Here is a 21,828-nt window from a genome sequence, read left to right on the forward strand (position 1 = left end):
GATCTAGGCTGTCGCCGGACGCGGCTTCACGGCGCGGGTGCGCGTCGGAGCCGGGGCCGCCGGGGCCTCGGTGTCCGAGCCGACGCCGCCATCCGTCACCGTCTCGTCGATCGGTGCGGGGGTCGGGAAGTCGATCGGCGGACGCTTCGAGAGCGGACGGGACTCGCTCGAGAGCCACGGCGGACGCTCGGGGAGCTTCTTGATGTCCTTGAAGATCTCGGCGATCTCGTTGTGGTCGAGGGTCTCCTTCTCGAGCAGCTCGCGGGCGAGGTGGTCGAGGATGTCGCGGTTCTCGTTGATCACGTGCCAGGCCTCGTCGTGAGCCTTCTCGATGAGGGCACGCACCTCGGCGTCGACGCGCTCGGCGATGCGCTCGGAGTAGTCGCGCTGGTGGCCCATGTCGCGGCCCAGGAAGACCTCGCCCTGCGACTGGCCGAGCTTGACCGCACCGACATCGGCGCTCATGCCGAATTCGGTGACCATCTTGCGCGCTGTGGCCGTGGCCTTCTCGATGTCGTTCGAGGCGCCGGTGGTCGGGTCGTGGAAGACGATCTCCTCGGCGACGCGGCCGCCCATGGCGTAGGCGAGCTGGTCGAGCAGCTCGTTGCGGGTGATCGAGTACTTGTCCTCGAGCGGAAGCACCATCGTGTAGCCCAGGGCACGGCCGCGCGGGAGGATCGTGATCTTCGACACGGGGTCGGTGTAGTTCATCGCCGCGGCAGCGAGGGCGTGTCCACCCTCGTGGTACGCCGTGATGAGCTTCTCCTTGTCCTTCATCAGTCGCGTGCGACGCTGCGGACCGGCGATCACGCGGTCGATGGCCTCGTCGAGGGCGCGGTTGTCGATGAGCTGGGCGTTCGAGCGCGCCGTGAGGAGCGCGGCCTCGTTGAGCACGTTCGCGAGGTCGGCGCCGGTGAAGCCAGGCGTCTTGCGCGCGACGATCTCGAGGTCGACGCCCTTGGCGAGGGGCTTGCCCTTTCCGTGCACCTCGAGGATCTTCTTGCGGCCCTGCAGGTCGGGGGCGTCGACGCCGATCTGGCGGTCGAAACGTCCGGGACGCAGCAGAGCGGGGTCGAGGATGTCGGGGCGGTTCGTCGCGGCGATCAGGATGACGTTGGTCTTCGGGTCGAAGCCGTCCATCTCGACGAGGAGCTGGTTGAGGGTCTGCTCGCGCTCGTCGTGCCCACCGCCCATGCCGGCACCACGGTGACGGCCGACGGCGTCGATCTCGTCGACGAAGATGATGGCGGGTGCGTTCTGGCGCGCCTGCTCGAAGAGGTCGCGCACACGGCTCGCGCCGACGCCGACGAACATCTCGACGAAGTCCGAACCGGAGATCGAGTAGAACGGCACGCCCGCCTCACCGGCGACGGCGCGAGCGAGCAGGGTCTTTCCGGTTCCGGGAGGGCCGTAGAGCAGCACGCCCTTGGGGATGCGGGCTCCCACGGCCTGGAACTTCGCGGGCTCCTTCAGGAAGTCCTTGATCTCCTGCAGCTCCTCGAGGGCCTCGTCGCTGCCGGCGACGTCGTCGAAGGTGACCTGCGGGCTCTCCTTCGTGACGAGCTTGGCCTTCGACTTGCCGAACTGCATGACCTTGTTGCCGCCGCCCTGCATGCCGGAGAGCATGATCCAGAAGAAGACGCCGATGAGCAGCAGGGGAAGCAGGAACCCGAGCGCGGAGAGGAACCAGTTCGGCTGCGGCACCTCGTCGGTGAAGCCGTCCTTGGGCTTGGCCGCGTTCACCGCGTCGATGACCTCGGTGCCGCGCGGGGCGACGTAGTAGAACTGCACCTGGTCGCCGTACTTCGCGTCGGCGCTGGTGAGCGTGAGGTCGACGCGCTGCTCGCCGTCGACGATCTTGGCGTTGGAGACCTTGCCGTCGTTCAGGAACTCGAGGCCCTGCTGGGTCGACACCTCCCGGAACCCGGACATCGTGATCAGGCTGGACCCGATCCAGACGGCGATGATGGCCAGGATGATGTACAGGAATGGTCCGCGCAGGAGCTTCTTCACGTTCATGGTGCTCTGAGGGTATCGTCCACGCGCTGTGCACTTGCTCCATGTTCGCTCACGGCTTGGCGGAGCGACGGAGGTTCGTCAGCTGTAGACGTGGGGCGCGAGGATTCCGACCCCGCGCAGGTTGCGGTACTTCTCGGCGTAGTCGAGTCCGTAGCCCACGACGAACTGGTTCGGGATGTCGAAGCCGAGGTACTTGACGTCGACCTCGACCTTCGCCGCTTCGGGCTTGCGCAGCAGGGCGCAGATCTCGACGGAGGCGGCTCCGCGGGTGATCAGGTTGGACTGCAGCCAGCTGAGGGTGAGGCCGGAGTCGATGATGTCCTCGACGATGAGCACGTGTCGGCCCAGGATGTCGGTGTCGAGGTCCTTCAGGATGCGAACGACACCGCTCGACTGGGTTCCGTTGCCGTAGGACGAGACCGCCATCCAGTCCATGTTCGCGTGGATCCGCAGTTCACGGGCGAGGTCGGCCATGACCATCACGGCACCCTTGAGTACGCCGACCAGCAGCACGTTCTTGTCGGCGTAGTCGGCCTCGATCACCCGGGCGAGTTCGGCGAGCTTCGCGTGGATGTCCTCCTCGCTCAGCAGCATCTCCGTGAGCTGGCCGTCGATGTCATGGGCTTCCATGGCGTTGTTCCGTTCCGCTTGGGTCGATCAGGGGTGCGATCAGAAGAGGGTCAGGCGGCGGCGAACACGATGAGTCCGCCGTCGCGTTTCACTCTAATACCCGGCAGATCGAGCGGTTTCTGACCGTGCCAGTCGGTGACCAGCCTCGCCACGGCGAGGGTCTGGGCGCGGCTGAGGCTCACTCCGAATTCACTGTCGACGACGTGACGGATGATGCGTTGCCGCAGCGCGGCCGGGTTCGCGGCCAGGGCTCCGACAGAGACGGCGATGCCGGCCTCGGCCGGCTCGCAGATCTCCTCGATGGTCTCCTCGACCATCGCGTCGAGAGCGTCGCCGTCCTCGCGCAACTGCTCCGCCGTGCGGGCCAGAGCCTCGGCGATGCCGGGTCCGAGTTCGGTCTCGAGCACGGGCAGCACCCGTGAGCGCACCCGCACCCGGGCGTAGAGGTCGCTGTCGTTGTGCGGGTCGTCCCAGGCGTCGAGGCCGGAGTCGACGCAGAACTGCCTGGTCGTCGATCGACGGATGCCGAGCAGCGGACGCCTCAGGGTTCCGGATGCCGCCGCCATGCCGTGCAGGCTGGCGCCACCGGAGCCTCGCGCGAGTCCGAGCAGGACGGTCTCCGCCTGGTCGTCCAAGGTGTGGCCCACCAGGAGGGCGGCCGCACCCGTCTCGGCGACGGCGTCGTTCAGCGCCGCATAGCGGGCGTCTCTGGCTGCAGCCTCCGGACCGCCGGCATCCGTCGACGAGGCCACCTGCACCCGACGCACGAGCACGGGATCGAGGCCGAGCTCCCGAGCCTGTGCCGCGGCCCGCGCGGCGACGGCGGCCGAGTCGTCCTGCAGTCCGTGGTCGACGATGACAGCACCGGCGCGGAGGGCGGAGCGTGGGGCCTCGAAGGCTGCGGCAGCCGCGAGGGCGAGGGAGTCGGCACCGCCGCTCAACGCGACGAGGAGCAGCGCATCCGAGGTGGAAGGAGCCAGCTCATCGATGCAGGCGCGCACAGCCCGACGCACGTCGGCGATGGCGGGGGTCAACCGGGGACGGCGCTCGGACTCCATCCAGTAACCTTAAGCCGACTTTCCAGACACCCAAGGAGACAGCACATGGCCGCATACGACGTCGTCGTCGAAATCCCCAGGGGGAGCCGCAACAAGTACGAGGTCGACCACGAGACCGGTCGTGTCTACCTCGACCGCGTGCTCTTCACGAGCTTCGCGTACCCGACCGACTACGGGTACTTCGAGAACACCCTCGCCGATGACGGCGACCCGCTCGACGCCCTGCTGCTGCTCGAGTACCCCGTCTACCCGGGCGTCGGCGTCTCAGTGCGGCCGGTCGGCTACCTCGACATGAGCGACGAGGCCGGCGGAGACGCCAAGGTCATCGTCGTTCCCGCGAAGGACCCGCGCTGGGCTCACATCCAGGACATCGACGACGTGCCCGAGCAGACCAAGAACGAGCTCAAGCACTTCTTCGAGCACTACAAGGACCTCGAGCCCGGCAAGTGGGTCAAGGTCGAGGCATGGGGCAACGCGGCAGAGGCCGAGGCCATCATCCAGAAGTCGATCGAGGCGTTCCCCGGACACGAGAAGCACTAGCTCTCGTCGAACGGATGCCGAAGGGGCGGGCTGCGGCTCGCCCCTTTCGCGTACCCGGTGCTAGCCCGGGCGCCCGACCATCCCGGCCACGTCGTAGCCGCCCCAGATGTAGTACTCGCGCACGGGCTTGCCCCAGTCGGCCGCCTCGAGGATGCGGTCGTTCCCGAGGTAGATGGCCACGTGGTAGTAGTCGCCGCCGCTCCCCCAGAAGATGAGGTCGCCGCGCTGCCGCTGGGAGTACGGCACGAGTCGTCCCTGCCCGGCCATGGTCCAGTACTGGTTGGTGGCCGAGTGCGTTCCGATGTAGACACCGGCGGCGCCGTACGCCGATTTCGTCAGGCCGGAGCAGTCCCAGGTGTTCCAGCTGTCTCCGGGTGATTCGTACGGCTTGCCGAGTTGGGCGTAGGCGAAGCTGATCGCGGTCTCGACCACGCTGCCGTTCGGCACCGGCGCAGGAGCTGGAGCCGGAGGTGCCGGAGCGGGGTTTCCTCCCCCGCCTGAGCCGCCGTCACCGCCACCGCCACCGCCCGAGTTTCCGCCGCCGGAGTTCCCGCCGCCTGAGCCGCCCCCGCCGTTGGCGGCATCCTGAGCGGCCTTGTCAGCCGCAGCCTTGTCGGCAGCGGCCTTGTCTGCAGCGGCCTGCTCGGCGGCAGCCTTGTCGGCGGCCGCCTTCTCCGCGGCCGCGGCGGCCTCAGCGGCCGCGATGCCCTCGATGCGCTCCTTCTCGAGCGCGGCCGTCGTGTCCTTGAGCGTCGCCAGCTGGCTGTAGAGCTCGTCCGAGTACTTCACCTGCTCGGCGTACGCGTCCTCCGCAGCCTTCGCCGCGACTTGCGCACTCGCGAGCTTGGCCTCGGCGTCGGCCGCCAGCTTCTTGCGCTCGACGGCAGCGGCATCGGCCTGGTCAGCCAGGGACTTCGCCGTGTTCTCGTCCTGCAACGCCTCGCGATAGATCTCCTGCGACTGCTCGCTGAGCTTCGATGCTGAGCCCAGGCGGTGCAGCAGGTCCGTCGCCTTGTCGCCGTTGAGGAACAGGTCGACGGAGAGATCCTTGCCGCCGGATCGAGCGAGGTGCGCCGCGATCAGTCCCGCTCGCATCTGGGAGGTCTTCGCCGTCTTGGCTGCTGCATCCGCCTGCGAACGCAGGTCCTTCTCACGCTGCTCTGCCGCGGAGAGGGCTTCGAGGGCGTTCCTGTAGGCCTCTGCGGCGATCTGCGACTGCTTCGACGCCTCATCGGCTGCAGCGGCCAGTCCGCCGAGCAGGTCGGTGACCCGGTTGATCTCCGCCTTCTTCGTGGCTTCGCTCTTCTTGGCGTTCTGGATCTCGTCCCAAGACGGATAGCCCGGGTCCGCGAGTGCCGGAGCCACGATGCCGATGGATGCCGTCACGGCGCCTGCCGTGACCACGGCGAACAGCGAGAACGGTGAGGCGCGCGACCTGGTGGGGCGGATTCTCTCAGCCAAGCGGGACTCCCCGGTCTGCCATCCACGGGAACGGGTTGACCCGCCAGTCGCCGTTGAAGACCTCGAAGTGCAGGTGGCATCCCGTCGCTGCACCGGTCATGCCGACCGACGCGATGTTCTGCCCGGCGCTCACGTACTGGCCGACGCCGACGTAGGTTCCGCCGTAGCCGATGTGCGCGTATCCGGTGTAGACGCCGTTGCCGTGGTCGATCTTGATGAAGTTGCCATAGGTGCCGAGATAACCGGCGTACACCACGGTGCCCGTCGCGGCCGCGTAGATCGGGGCACCGCATCCGGCGCCGATGTCCGCTCCGTAGTGGAATGATCCACTGCAACCGCCGGCACCGCAGATCACCGTGCGCGGTCCGTAGCCATCAGTGATGCTCCCGGATGCCGGCACCGCCCAGCCGCTCCCGGCCACGCTTCCGCCTGCGACGGAACCCCCGCCGCCACCGCCACCTCCGGCTGCTGCTGCCGCCGCGGCTGCCGCAGCAGCCTCGGCCGCGGCCTTCGCCCGTGCTGCAGCCTCGCGTGCCAGCCTCTCGCGCTCCAGCCGAGCGCGTTCTTCGACGCCCTTCTGATACTGCGTGGCCACCTTCGCCTGCTTGTCCTTGAGGAAGGCGAGCTGTGCGGCGAGTTCCGCGCTCTTGGCCTGGGACTCGGACAACGCCGACTCCGCGGCCTGCTGAGCTGCCACGGCGGCGGCGAGTGCCTGCTCGGCTGCGACGCGCAGCTTCTCCCGCTCTCCCTGGGCCACCTTCGCCTGTTCGCCCAGCGCCTTGGCCGCGTTGGCCGCCGTTCGCGCCGCGTCGTAGATCTCGGTACTGCGCTGCACGAGCTTGCTCATGCTGCCGAGCTGCGACAGCAGGGCATCCGACTTCTCGGCATCCGGATCGAGCATGAGGTTGGCAGTGAGGTCGGTGCCGCCGGTGCGGTAGAGCTGCGCCGCGAGCTGGCCCGCCTGCGCCGTTGCCTCGTCGGCCTTCTTCTGGCTCGCGTCGGCCTGGGCCTGGATCTCCGCGGCCTTGCGCACGGCGTCGTCGTAGGCATCTTGTGCCACCTGGAGTTCGGTGCCGCGCTTCTCGGCCTCGGCCTGCGTCTCGGCGACCTGCACCTTGAGCTGTTCGATCAGGTCGGTGATCTGCGCGACCTTGTCGGCCGCGGCGGAGGTGTTCGACTTCGCCTTCTGCAGGTCTTCCCAGGTCGGGTACTCGTCGGCGGATGCCGGGGATGCGATGCCGCCTGTCATGGCCAGGGCTATGACGACGGCGATGGCCGCCAGCCGCCCGCCGCCGAGCAGGCGCAGCAACCGCGGGCTCGACTCCGGTCGTCGCCGGCGATGCCCGTACTTCCGCTCGCGGTGTTCCATGGATCCCCACTCGATCGTGCTGAAGAACGCACGATCACTCTGGTCACTTCTTCAACTCTAACAACAGCGGCGACAGCGCCGGCTGATGGCAGCCGGGGGCATCGACGGGAACCGCCGCGAGGAATCTAACCCGACGGATCGTCGAATCCGGTCTCATCCGAGGCCTGTCGCAGAATCGGGGCGGAGCCCCGGGATACCGGGCCAGGAGCCCCACTCCCCGACTCGATTTGTCACGTCGCGCGCCACAACGTATGCTTATGCGTCGGTGGTCATCGCTTGGTGGCTCATCCGGCCCCATCGTTTAGAGGCCTAGGACGGCGCCCTTTCACGGCGTTAACACGGGTTCGAATCCCGTTGGGGTCACCGAGAAATCGGATCTCAAAATTGAATATAGAATGGTTTCACATCGAGGCCCTGTAGCGCAGTTGGTTAGCGTGCCGCCCTGTCACGGCGGAGGTCGCGGGTTCAAGTCCCGTCAGGGTCGCAGAAGGCGACAAGCCCTTTCGAAAGAGAGGGCTTCTCCTTTAAGCGGCATCATCGATGCCATCAGGCTCTGTAGCTCAGTTGGTAGAGCGCACGACTGAAAATCGTGAGGTCACGGGATCGACGCCCGTCGGAGCCACCACCAGCCCCTGGTCCATTCGGATCGGGGGCTTTTTTCGTACATCACAAGCGATTCTGGCTGAACTCTCGATGAACTTACCCCCACATTGGGGGCACGCCCGGAGCGGCGATCTGGATACTCTCGAGGAATGCATAGCTGAGTGGTTGTCAGATTCGTTCAAGCTCTTTGACCGGGTCCGAGATCCACACTGCCATCGCTGTTACCCGACGCTCCACCTGTAAACCCGAAATGCAGGGAACGAACTGTGATGCCGCACTCGCGACGTCGGCTTTGCCGACGCTTGAACTACGCCATACCAGCCTCAGTGACGCTGATCAGCGCTCCGAGGCACCTCGCTGACGGCTCGGCGCCGAGTGAGCTCCGATGAGCGAGCTCAGACAGCGCTCGGGGCCGTCCGCGGCCCGACGCCCCACTCTCAGGCTCGTCGAGGCGCCCAGCTCCGTGCACGCTCCGGCGCGCGTCGACTCGACGCAGTCGGGCTTGGCCTGGACGAGCCGTTACGCGACCATCCTTCGAACCACGGATGCCGCGATCGTCGTGGGCTCAGTCGGGCTGGCGATGCTGGCGGCACTGCTCTCGGAGACGGCTGCTGCCTCTGAGCCGGGGTTCCTGCTGATTCCGGTGGTCATCGTGACGGTCTGGCTCACAGCGCTGGCCGCATTCCAGACGAGAGAGTCGCACATCCTCGCCTCCGGTGCCCTCGAGTACAAGCGTGTCCTCAACGCGAGTGCGTTGGCGTTCGGGTTCCTCGCCATCGGTTTCGTCATCTTCCCGCTCGAGTTCGCACGAGGGTACTTCGTGCTCGCGCTCCCCATCGGCGCAGGGTCGCTTCTCGTCGGCCGATGGATCTGCCGTCGATGGCTCCTCAGACAGCGGCGCTTCGGCCACTACCTCTCACGCGCGCTCGTCGTCGGTAAGCGCGCGGACGTGAACTACGTCATCCAGCAGCTCGATGAGAAGGCGGGGGCTGGCTACTTCGTCGTGGGCGTCGCCGTCGATGACGGGGTGTCCTCCAGTATGACGATCGGAGACCGCCACATCCCGATCGTCGCGGGGATCGGAACCGTCGCCGCTGCCGCCGCCGCGTTGCACGCCGACACAGTGATCGTCGCCGGAGATCCGACGAGCGAGGCCGGATTCATCCGCGCGCTCAGCTGGAGCCTCGAGGGCACCGCTACCGAGCTGGTGCTCTCGAGTCGCCTCACCGACGTCGCCGGCCCCCGAATCCACTTCCGCCCTGTCGAGGGACTGCCGCTCATCCACGTCGAGATCCCGAAGTTCGACGGATGGCGCCATGTCTACAAGCGTGCCTTCGATGTCCTGTTCGCTGCGACAGCGCTGCTGGTGCTCGCCCCTGTACTCGTCGGCGTCGCAATCTGGATCCGCCTCGACAGCTCGGGGCCCGCAATCTTCCGGCAGGAGCGCTGCGGGCGCAACGGCGAGAAGTTCGAGATGCTCAAATTCCGGTCGATGGTCGTGACAGCTGAGGATGACCTGGCTGGGCTGCTCGATGGCAATGACGGCAATGGCGTGCTGTTCAAGCTGCGCAACGATCCCCGGGTGACGCGCGCAGGCCGCTGGTTGCGGAAGTTCTCGCTTGATGAACTGCCTCAGTTCTGGAACGTCCTCATCGGCGACATGAGCATCGTCGGACCACGCCCGCCGCTTCAGAGCGAGGCAGACGTCTACGAGGACGACGTTCGCCGCCGCCTGTTCATCAAGCCCGGCCTGACCGGTCTGTGGCAGATCAGCGGACGCAGCGATCTCAGCTGGGAGGAGAGCGTGCGGCTCGACCTCTACTACGTCGAGAACTGGTCTCTCACCGGCGACTTGATCATCATCTGGCGCACCATTCACACGGTGATCCGTCCCGTGGGCGCCTACTGAGTCCATCGCAGCGACAACCACCTGAATCAGATCTGCAATCCACTACCCGAGGGGAATCACAGATGACGAAGAAGATCGTCGGCTATGCAGGAGGCGCTTTCGACTTGTTCCACGTCGGACACCTCAACGTCCTGAAGCATGCGCGCAGCCAGTGCGACCACCTGATCGCCGGTGTGGTGTCGGACGAGTTGCTGCTGGAGACCAAGGGCGCGACCCCGATCGTGCCGCTGGCCGAACGCGTGGAGATCCTGCGGCACATCGATTTCGTCGATGAGGTCGTCGAGGAGCACGAGCTCGACAAGCTCGCCACCTGGGAGACAGTCCGTTTCGATCGGTACTTCAAGGGCGACGACTGGAAGGGGACCGAGCGCGGCAACCGTCTCGAGGCCAGGTTCGCAGCGGTCGGAGTCGAGGTCGTCTACTTCCCGTACACGATGACGACGTCGAGCACAGTCATTCGTCAAGCTCTCGCTTACAGGATCGACCAGATGGACTCGCGCACAGCCAGGGGCGGTCGGTCGTGACCGGCATCACCCTGGGTCGCCCCGCTACGATGGCGACCCGGCGGAGCAGCGCCGGCGCACAGCCGTCCGGCCCAGCGATGGTGACCATCGTCGGCCTCAACTACCAACCTGAACCGACCGGCATCGCCCGGTACACGACGGGCCTGGCTCATGGCCTGGTGCAGCGTGGACACAACGTGCGGGTCATCAGCGGCTACCCGCACTATCCGGCCTGGCGCATCTACGACGGCTACTCGGGGCGCACGCGCAAGGAAGATGACGACGGTGTCGCCCTGACGCGAGTGCGGCATCCGGTGCCCGCCAAACCTGCGATGGCCAACCGCCTGTTCATGGAGCTCGCCTTCGGCCTCCGGGCTCTCACGAGTTCGTGGGGCAGGGCGGATGCCGCGATCTTGGTGTCGCCCGCTCTGATCTCCACGGGGATCGCGGGAATCAAGGCTCGGATGCGCGGCATCCCCTACGCGGTCTGGGTTCAGGACATCTACACCCTCGCCGCGCGAGAGACCGCCGACAGCGGCATGGCAGCGCGAGCGCTTCGCTCCGTGGAGCGGCGGGTGCTCGGCTCGGCCGACAGCGTCGTCGTGATCCACGACCGGTTCAAGTCGTACCTCGTCTCGGAACTCGGCATCGCACCGGAGAAGATCGTGGTAGTCCGCAACTGGACCCATCTGACCGATAACCCCCGTGAGGATCGCGAGTCCGTGCGTGCCCGCCGTGGGTGGGCTCCCGACGACGTGATCGCGCTGCATGCCGGCAACATCGGCGCGAAGCAGGGTCTGGAGAACGTCGTCCACGCCTCGAGGATCGCCGCCCGTGCGGGCTCCAGTGTGCGGTTCGTCATCCTCGGCGACGGCAACCAGCGCGCCAAGCTCGAGGCGATGGGAGCCAACGCGAACCTGGAGTTCATCGATCCGCTCGGCGATATCGAATTCGAGTCGACGCTGGCTGCCGCTGACGTGCTCCTCGTCAACGAGCTGGCCGGAATGACCGAGATGAGCGTGCCCAGCAAGCTCACTTCCTACTTCGCGACCGGCGTGCCCGTCGTCGCGGCGACGGATGCCTCGAGCACGACGGCCGACGAGGTACTCGCGGCAGGTGCCGGGCCGCGGGTCGATCCCGACGATCCCGCCGCCCTTGTGAACGCGATCGAGCAGCTCGCCGCCGACCCCGCGCAGGCCAGGCGTTACGGCGAGAGCGCACTGCACTACCGGCACCAGGTGCTCGGTGCCGACACCGCCATCGACCTGCTACGCGGCGTCGTCGCAGGCCTGGCCAGAACGCACCCCCTGCCGTCCCCGGTGCTCACGGAGGCGTAGAGAGGCCTCATAGCCGCGACCAACAGTGGCCGGGTTCTTTACGAACCCGGCCACTGTCGCGTGTGCGACTCTACGTCGGTTGCGGAAGCCGGCGATAGGTGACCGCGCCTCGAAAGTTCTGCAATCCCGCGTTCCGGGCGAGGCATGAGCTCGCGCCGACAGTTCACCGTGTCATGGCCGGGGCTCGCTGCTGTGGTGTGCGGCCATGGCGCCAGGGGTGCCACGCAGGAGCCCGGCACGCATCTGACCCACGACGAAGGCGGGACAGCCGCCATGCGACTGTCCCGCCCACGTGGTGCTGGGTGCTACGGCGCCGTGTAGGTGAGCACGAGGCTCGGACGGTATGCCGCTGTCGTCGACTCCTTCGACCACAGGCGGAGGTTGTCCGCCGTGGTTCCCGACTCGGCGACCAGGAACGAGACCGACGTTCCGACGAGCGGGCTCAACACCGAGGCGTCCAGGACCGTCGTGTACGGCGCGTTCACGGCTGTGAGGCCGCTCAACGTGCCGACGGTGCTGCCGGTCGCTGTCGGACGGTTGGCCCACGTGACGGCAGCTTCGGTCCAGGCGCCCGTCACCAGCTTGATGCTGTGCGTGTCCGTCGACCCCGACGTCGTGTCGGTGCTCGTCCGCAGCTGCAGAGTCGCTCCCGTCAGAACCTTCCCGGCCGGTGCGGCCGGGAGATTGAAGCCGAACAACGACTGGAGCGCACCAGTGGCACCGCCTCGGGTCGACAGGTAGTTCGCCGTCCCGTAGTTGGTACCCGATGCGGCCTGCGCCACCATGGCGTCAGCCGTCGGGGCGATCGTCACCACAGTCGGCTGCACCGGTGCCGAGGCGACGACCGCAGAGACAGCGTCGGTCGCCGCACTCCGGTTGGTCGCCGCGTCGACCGCGGTCACCTTGTAGTAGTACGTGCCGGCAGCCAGGCCCGTGTCCGCGTAGCCCGCTGACGACACATCCGCCACCTTCGACGACGCGTCAGCGGTGAAGCCGGCTGAAGCCCCGCGATAGACCGTGTAGCCGCTGACTCCGACGTTGTCCGTCGATGCCGTCCAGGCCAGGGTCGCGGTGGTGCCCGAGACTGTTGCCGCGAGATCGGCGGGTACCGAAGGAGCCACGGTGTCCGCGACCGCTCCGGATGCCGCGGCTGCGGCACTCAGGTTGCCTGCAGCATCCGAAGCGAACACCTTGTAATAGCTGGTGCCGATCGGAGCAGTCTCGTCGGTGTATCCGGGGGTCGCGACGACGGAGAGCTTGCTGGCAGGGCCCACCACGAAGTCGGCGGACGACCCGCGGTACACGCTGTAGCCGGAGACCCCGACGTTGTCGGTCGACTCGGTCCAGGCCAGCACCAGCTTGGTGCCGTCGGGTGTGACCGTGAGCCCCGTGGGAGCTGTCGGAGCCGTCGTGTCGGACACCGCCACCGCTGCCGAGGAGACGGCCGCGCTGGTGAGACCGGACGAATCGACCGCGACCACCTTGTAGTAATAGGTGCCGATCGGCAGCCCATCATCGGAGTACGTCGGGTCGGTGACGTCGGCGATCTTCGAGGCGGCGTTGGCGGTGAAGCCAGCGGTCGTTCCCCGGTAGACGCTGTAGCCGGCGACGGCGACGTTGTCGGTCGACGCGATCCAGCCGACGGTCACAGTGGTTCCGACGAGGTGCGCCTCGACCTCCTGCGGGTCGGACGGCGCCTCCGTGTCGACGATGACGACCGATGCCGACGCTGACGGTGCACTGACGTTTCCGGCGCCGTCCACAGCCGCGACGCGGTAGTAGTAGGTGTCGGGCGGCAGCGTGGCATCCGCGTACGAGGTGCCATCGACATCGGCGATCTTGGATGCCGCGTCGGCGGTGAAGCCGGCCGTGGTGCCTCGGTACAGCTGGTAGCCGGTGACGCCGAGGTTGTCGGTCGAGGCGTTCCACGACACGTTCGCCGTGGATCCGGAGGCCGCAGCCGAAACGTTCGCGGGAACGCTCGGGGCTGTGTTGTCCGCCTTTCCGAGACCGTAGTGGCTCGACATCTGGCTCGTGGTCAGCGCCTGGGAGTAGACGGCGACCTCATCGAGACTGCCGGCGAAGTTCAGCGACGTCGGCTGGCTTGGCCATCCGCCGAGGTTGCCCCCGCCGATGCGCCACGAACCGGTGAAGCTCTGACTCGTCGTGGTCGGGTTGGTACCGACCGTAGATCCGTCAACCCTGAGACTCATTCCCCCGGAGTTCTGCGACGCGACGACGTAGTGCCACTTGTTGTCGTTGTAGGCCGAAGCACTCTGGATGGACTGCACGTTTCCGATGTAGACACCGAACACGAGCTGACCGGAGTTGGTCATGTAGAGCTGCTTGTCGTAGTTCGAGCCGGGTCCGCTGGTGGCGTCCTCGAATCCGATGAGCTTTCCACCGCTGGTCGTGCCCGACTTGAACCAGAGTTCGAGGGAGAACTCCTTCGGACCACTGCTGCGCTGGTTGCCGACCACGACGCCGTCATTCGTGCCGTTGGTGGCGATATCGACTCCATCGGCGACGATTCCGTCGGCCACGTGCGTGACTCCCGAGCCGTAGGTGCCGGTTCCCGTCTTGCTGAACCCGGAGTCCTGGGCGATCGGTCCCGATGCCTCGTTGAAGCGCCAGTACTGATCGGGGTCCGCGTCGAAGACCGCTGCACCGTAGGTGTCGGCCGGTGCCTCATTCACGTTCGGCGTTCCGCCACCCAGCTTGTAGTGGTTGGCGACCGCCTTGGCCGCGAGCGGACCCGGGTAGATGGCCGTCTCGTCGATGTCACCACGGAAGTACGGGCTGGTCGGTTGCGACGGCCAGCCGTTCAGGTTGTCGCCGCCCACGTGCCACACGCCCTTGTACGCCTGGTTGCCCGTGACGCCGTTGCTGCCGACCTTGACGCCGTCGAGGAACAACTGCATTCCGCCGGCGCCCTGGGTGCCGACCACGTGGTGCCATCCGCCGTCGTTGTACGAACTGGGTGTCTGGATGTAGGAAGCGGATCCCGTCCACACGCCGAAGATCAAGCGCCCGGAGTTGTCCATGTAGATCTGGCGGTCATAGTTGCCGCTGAGGCTCGGGTCGCCGTTGTCGGTGCGCGGCCGCCCAGATCCATAGCCGACGAGCTTTCCGCCCTGGGTCGTGGTCGTCTTGAACCACGTCTCGATGGAGTAGGTAGCCGGCGCATCCTTGTACTGGTCGTTCCAGATGTAGTCATCGACGCCGTCGAAGCTCGCCGCCTTGCTTGTGTCACCAGCGAGAGCGCCGGTGCTGCCGAGAGTTACACCATCGGCGTACTGTCCGTTCAGACCAGTCGTCGTGCTGACGCCGGACTTGTCCTGGGCGATGGTGCCGGTGGTCTCGTCGTAGCGCCAGTAGAGCGACGGGTGGTCGGCGATGATGCCGGTCGCGTAGGCATTGCCGATTCCGACGGCCTTGGCGACGCTGCCTCCGGAGAGCGCGCTCGTGTTCGTGCCATCACTGACCGAGACTCGATAGGTGTACGACGTTCCGGGAGTGACCGTGGTGTCGATGAATGTGATCTGCGGGCGAATCCACCAGTATGAGGATGCCGTCCCCGACCAGATCGGCGTGCTGCTTCCGTTCCGGAAGATGCTGTACGTCAGGTCGCTGTTGTCGATGTCCACGACAGTGCGAACCCGCACCTGCACCTGGTTGGCGGTCAGCGCCTCAGCGGTGATCGTGGGAACGGGAGGCGTGGAGGTGTCGTCTGGGCCGAAGCGCGTCAGTCCCTGCTGGGCCGCGTTGTTGATGCGGGTGAACTCGCCAGCCGCCCAGAGGTAGTCCTTGCCCGTCGTCTTGCCGGTCGACACGACGAGTGCGCGCGGGCCGATTCCCTCGTTGATTCCGTCATTTCCGACGGGGAACCACTGCTTGAGCACCGGTGCGTCGGTTCCCTCGGCAATGAAGTAGTTGCGCTTGCCGTCTTGGAATCCGTCCATGCTGTTGCAGTCATGGGCGTGCACCGCTGAGTAGAGGGTGTCCTTATAGACCAGAACTGCCTGAGTGGCACCGAGGCAGGTATCACGCCAGCGCTCATTGAGGGTCGACCAGTCCACCGCGAGGCGACCGTCGAAGACTCCGCCACCGGTTCCCTCGTTACCGACGTAGAAGGACCCGCCGGAGCTCGTGATGGCTTTGGTGACCGACGTCTGGGAGATGAAGCCAAGGGGATAAGTGCGTACGTTGCCGCCCGTTGCCGAGTCGACGACGGCGAGGGAGTGCGAGTCCTGCCCGTTCACGTAGTCGAAGTCACCGCCGATGGCGACCTTCGTCCCGTCGGGCGAAACGGCGAGCGCGCGACCTGACAGGTCGGCGCTGGGCGCCCAGTCCTGCAGCGCACCGCTGGTCGAGTTGACCGCGGCGAAACGACCGCGCGGCTGCCCGCCAACGGTTTGGAAATCACCCGCGAAGTACACAGATCCACCGGTGACCGCGAGCGCCCGCACGGTGGCAGAGATCGACGGCGGGGTGAAGGACTTCACGGTGCACGCAATCGGATCGATCGCCGCGAGCCGCGAGATCGACTTCGTTCCGACCTTGCTGAAGTTTCCGCCGATGTACACCGTGCTGCCATCCGGAGATGTCGTTATGGCACGGACAGTCGGGGTGCCGCCGGCGAGCGTCACCGGGATCTGGCACGACGTCGGTGCCCCCGTCTCGGCGTTGAGGATGCCGAGGGCACTGACGGCGAGAGCCGCTCCTGATCCGCCGGGGGGCGGCGTCAACTGGGTGAATGTACCGCCGGCGACGACGACGCCATTGGTCTGGCCGATGGCCCAGACGACGCCGTTGGCCTGCCAGGTCGGGAGATTCGCCGCGCTGAAAGAGACTCCGGGCGACAGGGCCGATGCACCGAGTGCACCGGGTCCGACCAGAGTGATTCCAACGGCTACTGCCGCTGCAGCGACGAGTCCGATGAACTTGCGCATAGGGGTTGCCCTTCGGGTAGGCGGCCGCGCAGACATGACGGGTCTGGAGAACGGCAACGATAGTTTTCGGGTCAATATCGTTCACTGCTCCGGCTGATCGGGATCAGTCGGTCATCCACACGTACGGATTGTCGGGTTCGTACGCGTGAACAAGCGCTTCCTCAGGAAGTGCAATGCCGTGAGCATAACTCGATTTCACGAAATGCTCTGCCGCCCATTCGGGGGTGCTTTTGCCCCCGCCGTCGTCCCCCGGCCACCCGACCAGTCCGCGATGAAAAGCATGGAACCGATCAGGACGATGAGGATTCCCGTCGCCTGCAGCAGGGATCCGCGCATGAGGATGAGCAGGTAGAAGGGCAGAACCGAGCCTGCGATCGCATTCACTCCCGACATCCCGCCGTGGAGGAATCGCTTGTCGAGACGGCCGAGGAGGATGCCGAACAGGATCGAGGCGACCACCACGCCGATCAGACCGAAGCTGAGGAGCATCTCCGCCCAGATCGGAGCCGACAGGTTGGTGAAGCGGTATCCCCTGAACTCCGCGAGCACCACGCCCGTCCCCCCCGGTTTGTCGGCCCACAACGACCGAGGCACCCAGAAGAGAACCACTCCAAGGAACTGTCGTGCGAATTCGAAGGGCATGGTCGCCGTGTAGAGCAACGCATTGGAGAGTTGGCCGAATGCGTCGTAGTCGCCGTTTCCCGCGTACTCCGACAGGAAGCTGCTGCGGGAAGCGTTCACGACGTCCTGCCGCCGGAACAGGTCGGCGATGGGGAAGAGGAACAGGAGCCCGAGGACGATGCCGACCATCGTCAGCGATGTCCTGCGTCTCGTGGCGTAGGCACCGGCCGGCCCGAGGAAACTGCCCCAGACCACGCCGAAGTGGTAGCGGGCACTCGAGATCGGGTTGGTGACCGCCAGGGAGATCGTGGTGAGGACGATGGCGATGAGGCGGGGAAGCTGCTTTCGTTCTGATACCCGAGCCACCGACCACCACCCGTGGGCGGCGACCACGATGGGGAACGCTGAAACCGCAGCGATGAGAGCATCGGTCGCCGGGTCCGGCCAGATCTCGTTCTCGACGGCAGCGAATTCGGCGCGGCTGGAGAGCAGGACTCCGACACCGATCTTGCCGACATAGTACGCGGCCGATGCGAGCGAGACGACGGTGAGAATCGTGAGCCGGGTCACGTTGACCGAGTCCGCATGAGCCCGCTCTCTCGGATCCCGCATCCTGGCTGCGATTGCGAACCCGATCGCGAACGAGAGCACACCGACCAAGGCGAGGACCGCCGTCGGCAGATCGAGAACGGGATCCAGGTCCTGGGTGGTGGTCGGCATATCGCCGCTGCGCAGCTGCACGGACGGGGCGAGCCCGAAGAAGACGTAGCAGAAGACCCAGAATATGAACTCGAACATGCGTCGTTGCCCGGATGCGATGAGCACGGCGAGTCTGGTGCCCGAGATGGCGAGAATCAGCATGGTGACGAGCCAGGCCGAGCTGCGGCCGGAGTTCCCCTCGGCGAGGATGAGTGCTGGCACCACCACGACCAACGCGGTGAAGGAACCGAATCCGAGGATGATGTCGAGGACATCGCGATGGCTGCTGCCGGGCTGAATGTCGGAGGTCGGGCTCTGCAACTCAGATCGCATCGGGGTCACCGCCTTCGAGTCCCGGCGCTCCGGGCGAGCGCCGGCTGCGCAGCGTGACGAGCACCCCGATCACCACGGCGACACCGACCGCCACGGCGAACCCCCACGCTGCTCCGGCCGTTCCGAAGGCGACTGCCAACGCAAGTGGAACAGCGAGGGTCAGGCCGGCGAGCCATCCACGCATCGTCGTCGACTGACCATGCATCGAACTGACCCGGAAGTGGGCGAGCAGCGCCGTGTATCCCACCATCATCATGGCCTGCACGAAGTTCGGCCATCTCAAATCGGCGGCAGCGTCCCACGTGGCCCCGAGAAGCATCCGCCCGAGACCACTGGGGAGGAGGAGTACGACGACACCCCAGACGACACTGATCCCGAACAGGATGAGTGCCGTCTCGGCGAGCCGTCTCGCATAGCGGCCCGAGGGCCGGAGCCTGACGAGCTCGGGGATCATGGCGATCCGCACGGCGTTGAACGCGGTGTTGACCGGTGAGAACAGGAGTGACGCCCCCCGGAGCGCGGCGATCCCGGCTGCGCCGAGGGGCACAGCGAGGGCGAACCAGACCAGCGTCGTCGAGAGGTTGAGGCTCGAGTACTCGGCTGAGAATCGCACGGCGATGTCTCGATTCGCCACGAACCAACGGATGCCGAGCACCGGCCGCGGAAGAAGCCGCAGGATGATGACTCCGCCCACGAGTGACAGGAGGGCGCCGAGCGCCCAGGCCGCGATCACCCAAGCCGGATCGCCCCGCACGGCCACGATCCCGATCATGGCGCCGATCGAGATCACGGCCCACGCCGCGTCGATGAGCAAGGCATACCCCGATCGCCGCTGGGCTATGAGGATGTACCGCAGGACGTCCTGCACGAGCACGAGCGGAGCAGCGACGGCGAGCCACAGCCAGACGCTGACACTGTCGGTCGGCGCTGCGACGGCGAACGCCGCGAGCACCAGCATGCCGAGGACGCCGACGACGAGAGCCAGTCCGGCGGCAGACTCGAACCCCTTGCGCGTGGCACCTTGCACGGAGAAGCGCACCAGAAGCACTTCGCCCACGAGGGAACGTTGGAAGCCGAGGAAGAACACCAGGATGACGTAGCCGAGCGAGAACCGGCCGAAGACCTCTGGCGATGAGACATTCGCCACGAGAGCCACGAGCGCGAAGTTGGACAGGCTCGAGACGACTTGGTCGACGACTGTGACGTAGCGCGAATGCCTCCACCGACTCACGGACGGGCGCGTTCCGCGTCACGCAGGCGGGCATCGTCGATGGCCCGGAGCGATCGATACCACTTGAGCAGCAACGAGCTCGTGGTCACGAGCTTCGCCAACGCCAACGCCGCATACACCCACACGAAGACCAGCCCGAGCGGCAGGAGCAGGTAGACCCAGCACAGCACTCCATAGTCGACGGGGAGCATGACGGCGGAACGTATGGCATTCGCGCGCGCGGATCGCTCGACGGTCGTCGTCGCCACTCCCGGGACCACCACGAGCTTCTCGAACAACGTGCCCCCGAAGAAGACCACCGCAGCGGCGACGGCGAAGACCGTGCAGAGCACCACGGCGAACACCGAGGAGACCATCCCGGTGCGCAGGAGGTAGACGAGCGTGGCCAAATGCATGAGCACGATCCGCCCGCAGTCGAGCACGTGATCGAGCCATTCGCCACTCAAGGATCCCCGCCGACGCAGCCGAGCGAGCTGGCCGTCCGCCGAGTCGAAGAAGAATCCGATGATGAGCAGGAGGCCGACTGCGACGGTCCAGGGGGCAACGACTGAGATCGTCATCAGCAGCACGAGGGCTCCGTACGTGAGCACGCCGCCGATCGCCGTCAACCCATTCGGGGTCACAGCCGCCGGCGATGCCGCGGCGATGACACGCCCGACGGGTCGGTTCACCATGAGGGTGTAGAGAGGCACGCCACCACGCTTCTTCTGCCCAGCCTTCAACGCGACGAAACGCGTGCTGAACGTCGACTGCTCCGGGTCGCTCATTCTGCGTGACCCCCTCTGTGGCTGCCGGCATGGTGAGTCGCCGCCTCGTAGTACTTCTCGAGGCGGCCGACGACATGTTCGATGCTGAACTCGGATTCCACGGCAGCACGGCCGTTCACGGAGAGTCGCCGACGTCGTTCGCCATCGGTGACGAGCAGCGAGATCGCCTCGGCGAGTTCGTCGACATCAGCATCGAAGGTCATGACTGCGCCGGCATCACTCAGCCGCCTGCTGATGTGGCAGCTCGACGAGATGATCGTGGCCGTTCCGACCGAGAGCGCTTCGAGGACTGACATCGGAAACGGCTCGTTGAGGCTCGGAAGAACGTAGACGTCGGCTTCGGCCAACCTCGCCACTCCGCGGCCTGGGGGCAACGAGCCCTCGTAGACGATCACGTCGGACAAGTCATGCCTCTCGATGAACGTGCGAAGCTCCTCGAGGTCGCCCTCGTCGGGCCCGACCACGACGAAGCTGCATGCGACACCACGCTCGTGGACCAGACGCGCAGCCTCGGCGAAGAGCATGACCCGCTTCCGCGGCTGCAGCCTCGCGAGGAAGAGCACCTCGGGGGCGGCGCGCTCAGGACGCACGTGCTCCGGTTGGCTCGCAACCCCGTTGGGCAGGTCCAGCACGCTGATCGGCTCATGGGCGACGCTCTCGATACGCTCCTCATCGACGTCGTTGAGGGCGAGGACGCCGGAGGCGCGACGCAGGATCCTGCGGATCCCGATATCGAACACTCTCGATCTGGCCCTCGTGTCGGGCTTCACCATGCCGTGCGTCTGCACGAACAGCACTGCGCCCCGATCCGACCGCGCAACGGCCAGAGCGGCCGGTGTCGTCACGAGGTCACGCGCCAGGTGGACGTGCACGACGTCGAAGTCCGACGCGCGTCGCCGCAGCGTCGTGCGCAATCCCGGGGCGACAAGCCCACTGAAGCCACCGGGGACGACTCGGCGCGTGCGGTAGAGATGCACGTCCACGCCGGGAACCGTGTACCGGAACCGCCCGTCCCACCCCGCGAAGATCTCGACGTCGTGGCCGCGGCGAGCCAGTTCGCCCGTGAGTGCCCCCATGACGGCGACGGGGCCACCGAACGCGCCATCGGCCGACACGTATGTGAGCACATGGGCGATTCTCATGAGCTCGAACTGAGATCGAATCGCTGGCCGACGACGACCGGGGCCGGTGACGAGACGATCGTGTTGGCAGCGATCGAACCTTTCGCAACTGTGGTCGGTGACAGCACCGCCGAACGACCGATGTGCGCGCCGCCGAGCACGACACAACGCGAACTCACCCACACCCCGTCCTCGATCACGATCGGCTTGGTGATGAGCGCCATGTTCGTGCGGAAGGCGTGTGCTCCTGTCGTCATGTACGTCTCTTGAGAGATGACCACGTCGCTGCCGATGGTGATGCGATCACGATTGTGGAGCCAGACGCCGTCGCCGATCCAACACCGATCGCCCACCGCGAGGTTCCACGGCGACTTGACCCTGAGGCCGGGCCGCATGATGACGCCGTGCCCGATGCGGGCACCATACCAGCGGAGTGCGGCAGCTCGGAGCCGGGAGCTGATCTGCAGGCGGTTGGCAACGAGGAAGTATTCCACCAGGTGCCAGCTGAATGTGACCAGCTTCGATCGCCGCAATCCCTCGACGGCACCGGGAGCCTGGGACAGATCGATCACCGGGACGCCAGAGTCGGCCTGCGCTCGTGTTTCACCAGTCATCGCGACCTCCACTGCGTCGGGCCGGCATCGCAGGGTCCGACCCGAGCGGTCACACGACGCA

Annotated in this window: 15 protein-coding genes and 3 tRNA genes; 7 read left to right on the forward strand and 11 right to left on the reverse strand. The window is 66.4% G+C overall.

Annotated elements, in window-relative coordinates; genetic code table 11:
* Nucleotides 1-3: 3 nt before the first annotated feature.
* From ftsH to tilS, 3 genes are all read right to left on the reverse strand, one after another.
* Entirely contained in the window at nucleotides 4-2,019 is a 2,016-nt protein-coding gene (ftsH, locus tag ASF30_RS14250) for an ATP-dependent zinc metalloprotease FtsH (protein WP_055907885.1), read from the reverse strand.
* Between the two features lie 78 nt (nucleotides 2,020-2,097).
* A complete protein-coding gene (gene hpt, locus ASF30_RS14255) occupies nucleotides 2,098-2,649 on the reverse strand; it encodes a hypoxanthine phosphoribosyltransferase (protein WP_055907887.1) in 552 nt (183 codons plus the stop codon).
* 50 nt (nucleotides 2,650-2,699) lie between these two features.
* Nucleotides 2,700-3,707 carry a tRNA lysidine(34) synthetase TilS gene (gene tilS, locus ASF30_RS14260; RefSeq protein WP_055907890.1) on the reverse strand — a complete coding sequence of 336 codons (1,008 nt, stop codon included), beginning with the start codon at nucleotides 3,705-3,707 and terminating at the stop codon, nucleotides 2,700-2,702.
* A 45-nt stretch (nucleotides 3,708-3,752) separates the two neighbouring features.
* On the opposite strand from tilS, the gene ASF30_RS14265 reads away from it, so the two are divergent.
* Nucleotides 3,753-4,247, forward strand: a complete 495-nt coding sequence (locus ASF30_RS14265; protein WP_055907894.1) for an inorganic diphosphatase — start codon at nucleotides 3,753-3,755, stop codon at nucleotides 4,245-4,247.
* 60 nt (nucleotides 4,248-4,307) lie between these two features.
* Here the strand turns inward: ASF30_RS14265 and ASF30_RS14270 are convergent, their stop codons facing one another.
* Nucleotides 4,308-5,708 (reverse strand): C40 family peptidase, encoded by a 1,401-nt coding sequence (locus ASF30_RS14270; protein ID WP_055907896.1) that lies wholly within the window; start codon nucleotides 5,706-5,708, stop codon nucleotides 4,308-4,310.
* Nucleotides 5,701-7,077 carry a M23 family metallopeptidase gene (locus tag ASF30_RS14275; protein ID WP_082467826.1) on the reverse strand — a complete coding sequence of 459 codons (1,377 nt, stop codon included), beginning with the start codon at nucleotides 7,075-7,077 and terminating at the stop codon, nucleotides 5,701-5,703. Before ASF30_RS14275 ends, ASF30_RS14270 begins: the two co-directional genes overlap by 8 nt.
* A 290-nt stretch (nucleotides 7,078-7,367) precedes the next feature.
* On the opposite strand from ASF30_RS14275, the gene ASF30_RS14280 reads away from it, so the two are divergent.
* The 6 genes from ASF30_RS14280 to ASF30_RS14305 all read left to right on the forward strand — a co-directional run bounded on the left by ASF30_RS14280 (nucleotide 7,368) and on the right by ASF30_RS14305 (nucleotide 11,429).
* Nucleotides 7,368-7,440, forward strand: a tRNA-Glu gene (locus ASF30_RS14280).
* 47 nt (nucleotides 7,441-7,487) lie between these two features.
* Nucleotides 7,488-7,561: transfer RNA gene (locus ASF30_RS14285), tRNA-Asp, on the forward strand.
* A gap of 65 nt (nucleotides 7,562-7,626) precedes the next feature.
* Nucleotides 7,627-7,702: transfer RNA gene (locus ASF30_RS14290), tRNA-Phe, on the forward strand.
* 363 nt (nucleotides 7,703-8,065) lie between these two features.
* Nucleotides 8,066-9,589 (forward strand): sugar transferase, encoded by a 1,524-nt coding sequence (locus ASF30_RS14295; RefSeq protein WP_055907903.1) that lies wholly within the window; start codon nucleotides 8,066-8,068, stop codon nucleotides 9,587-9,589.
* Nucleotides 9,590-9,651: 62 nt separating this feature from the next.
* Nucleotides 9,652-10,113 carry an adenylyltransferase/cytidyltransferase family protein gene (locus ASF30_RS14300; protein WP_055907906.1) on the forward strand — a complete coding sequence of 154 codons (462 nt, stop codon included), beginning with the start codon at nucleotides 9,652-9,654 and terminating at the stop codon, nucleotides 10,111-10,113.
* On the forward strand, nucleotides 10,110-11,429 hold the full coding sequence (locus tag ASF30_RS14305) for a glycosyltransferase family 4 protein (RefSeq protein WP_157497425.1): 1,320 nt from the start codon (nucleotides 10,110-10,112) through the stop codon (nucleotides 11,427-11,429). The genes ASF30_RS14300 and ASF30_RS14305 overlap by 4 nt, the downstream gene beginning before the upstream one ends.
* Before the next feature lie 305 nt (nucleotides 11,430-11,734).
* Here ASF30_RS14305 and ASF30_RS14310 read toward each other — a convergent pair whose 3' ends face one another.
* From ASF30_RS14310 to ASF30_RS14335, 6 genes are all read right to left on the reverse strand, one after another.
* Entirely contained in the window at nucleotides 11,735-16,381 is a 4,647-nt protein-coding gene (locus ASF30_RS14310; RefSeq protein ID WP_055907912.1) for a LamG-like jellyroll fold domain-containing protein, read from the reverse strand.
* A gap of 195 nt (nucleotides 16,382-16,576) precedes the next feature.
* A complete protein-coding gene (locus ASF30_RS14315) occupies nucleotides 16,577-18,034 on the reverse strand; it encodes a hypothetical protein (RefSeq protein WP_157497429.1) in 1,458 nt (485 codons plus the stop codon).
* Nucleotides 18,024-19,265: a hypothetical protein gene (locus ASF30_RS14320; protein ID WP_055907918.1), complete on the reverse strand. Its 1,242-nt coding sequence runs from the start codon at nucleotides 19,263-19,265 to the stop codon at nucleotides 18,024-18,026. The genes ASF30_RS14315 and ASF30_RS14320 overlap by 11 nt, the downstream gene beginning before the upstream one ends.
* Nucleotides 19,262-20,032 (reverse strand): CDP-alcohol phosphatidyltransferase family protein, encoded by a 771-nt coding sequence (locus ASF30_RS14325; protein WP_055907921.1) that lies wholly within the window; start codon nucleotides 20,030-20,032, stop codon nucleotides 19,262-19,264. Before ASF30_RS14325 ends, ASF30_RS14320 begins: the two co-directional genes overlap by 4 nt.
* Entirely contained in the window at nucleotides 20,029-21,174 is a 1,146-nt protein-coding gene (locus ASF30_RS14330) for a glycosyltransferase (protein WP_055907924.1), read from the reverse strand. The genes ASF30_RS14325 and ASF30_RS14330 overlap by 4 nt, the downstream gene beginning before the upstream one ends.
* Nucleotides 21,171-21,767 carry an acetyltransferase gene (locus ASF30_RS14335; RefSeq protein ID WP_055907927.1) on the reverse strand — a complete coding sequence of 199 codons (597 nt, stop codon included), beginning with the start codon at nucleotides 21,765-21,767 and terminating at the stop codon, nucleotides 21,171-21,173. Before ASF30_RS14335 ends, ASF30_RS14330 begins: the two co-directional genes overlap by 4 nt.
* Nucleotides 21,768-21,828 lie beyond the last annotated feature (61 nt).

It is taken from the genome of Leifsonia sp. Leaf264, assembly GCF_001422325.1.
In the GTDB taxonomy this organism is placed as follows: Bacteria; Actinomycetota; Actinomycetes; order Actinomycetales; family Microbacteriaceae; genus Orlajensenia.

Excerpts from the sequence above, each read along its gene's own strand:
- hpt (WP_055907887.1), bottom strand. The coding sequence starts at position 2,649 with ATGGAAGCCCATGACATCGACGGCCAGCTCACGGAGATGCTGCTGAGC.
- ASF30_RS14335 (WP_055907927.1), bottom strand. The coding sequence starts at position 21,767 with ATGACTGGTGAAACACGAGCGCAGGCCGACTCTGGCGTCCCGGTGATC.
- ASF30_RS14265 (WP_055907894.1), top strand. The coding sequence starts at position 3,753 with ATGGCCGCATACGACGTCGTCGTCGAAATCCCCAGGGGGAGCCGCAAC.
- ASF30_RS14310 (WP_055907912.1), bottom strand. The coding sequence starts at position 16,381 with ATGCGCAAGTTCATCGGACTCGTCGCTGCAGCGGCAGTAGCCGTTGGA.
- tilS (WP_055907890.1), bottom strand. The coding sequence starts at position 3,707 with ATGGAGTCCGAGCGCCGTCCCCGGTTGACCCCCGCCATCGCCGACGTG.
- ASF30_RS14330 (WP_055907924.1), bottom strand. The coding sequence starts at position 21,174 with ATGAGAATCGCCCATGTGCTCACATACGTGTCGGCCGATGGCGCGTTC.
- ASF30_RS14315 (WP_157497429.1), bottom strand. The coding sequence starts at position 18,034 with ATGCGATCTGAGTTGCAGAGCCCGACCTCCGACATTCAGCCCGGCAGC.
- ASF30_RS14300 (WP_055907906.1), top strand. The coding sequence starts at position 9,652 with ATGACGAAGAAGATCGTCGGCTATGCAGGAGGCGCTTTCGACTTGTTC.
- ASF30_RS14325 (WP_055907921.1), bottom strand. The coding sequence starts at position 20,032 with ATGAGCGACCCGGAGCAGTCGACGTTCAGCACGCGTTTCGTCGCGTTG.
- ASF30_RS14275 (WP_082467826.1), bottom strand. The coding sequence starts at position 7,077 with ATGGAACACCGCGAGCGGAAGTACGGGCATCGCCGGCGACGACCGGAG.
- ASF30_RS14295 (WP_055907903.1), top strand. The coding sequence starts at position 8,066 with ATGAGCGAGCTCAGACAGCGCTCGGGGCCGTCCGCGGCCCGACGCCCC.
- ftsH (WP_055907885.1), bottom strand. The coding sequence starts at position 2,019 with ATGAACGTGAAGAAGCTCCTGCGCGGACCATTCCTGTACATCATCCTG.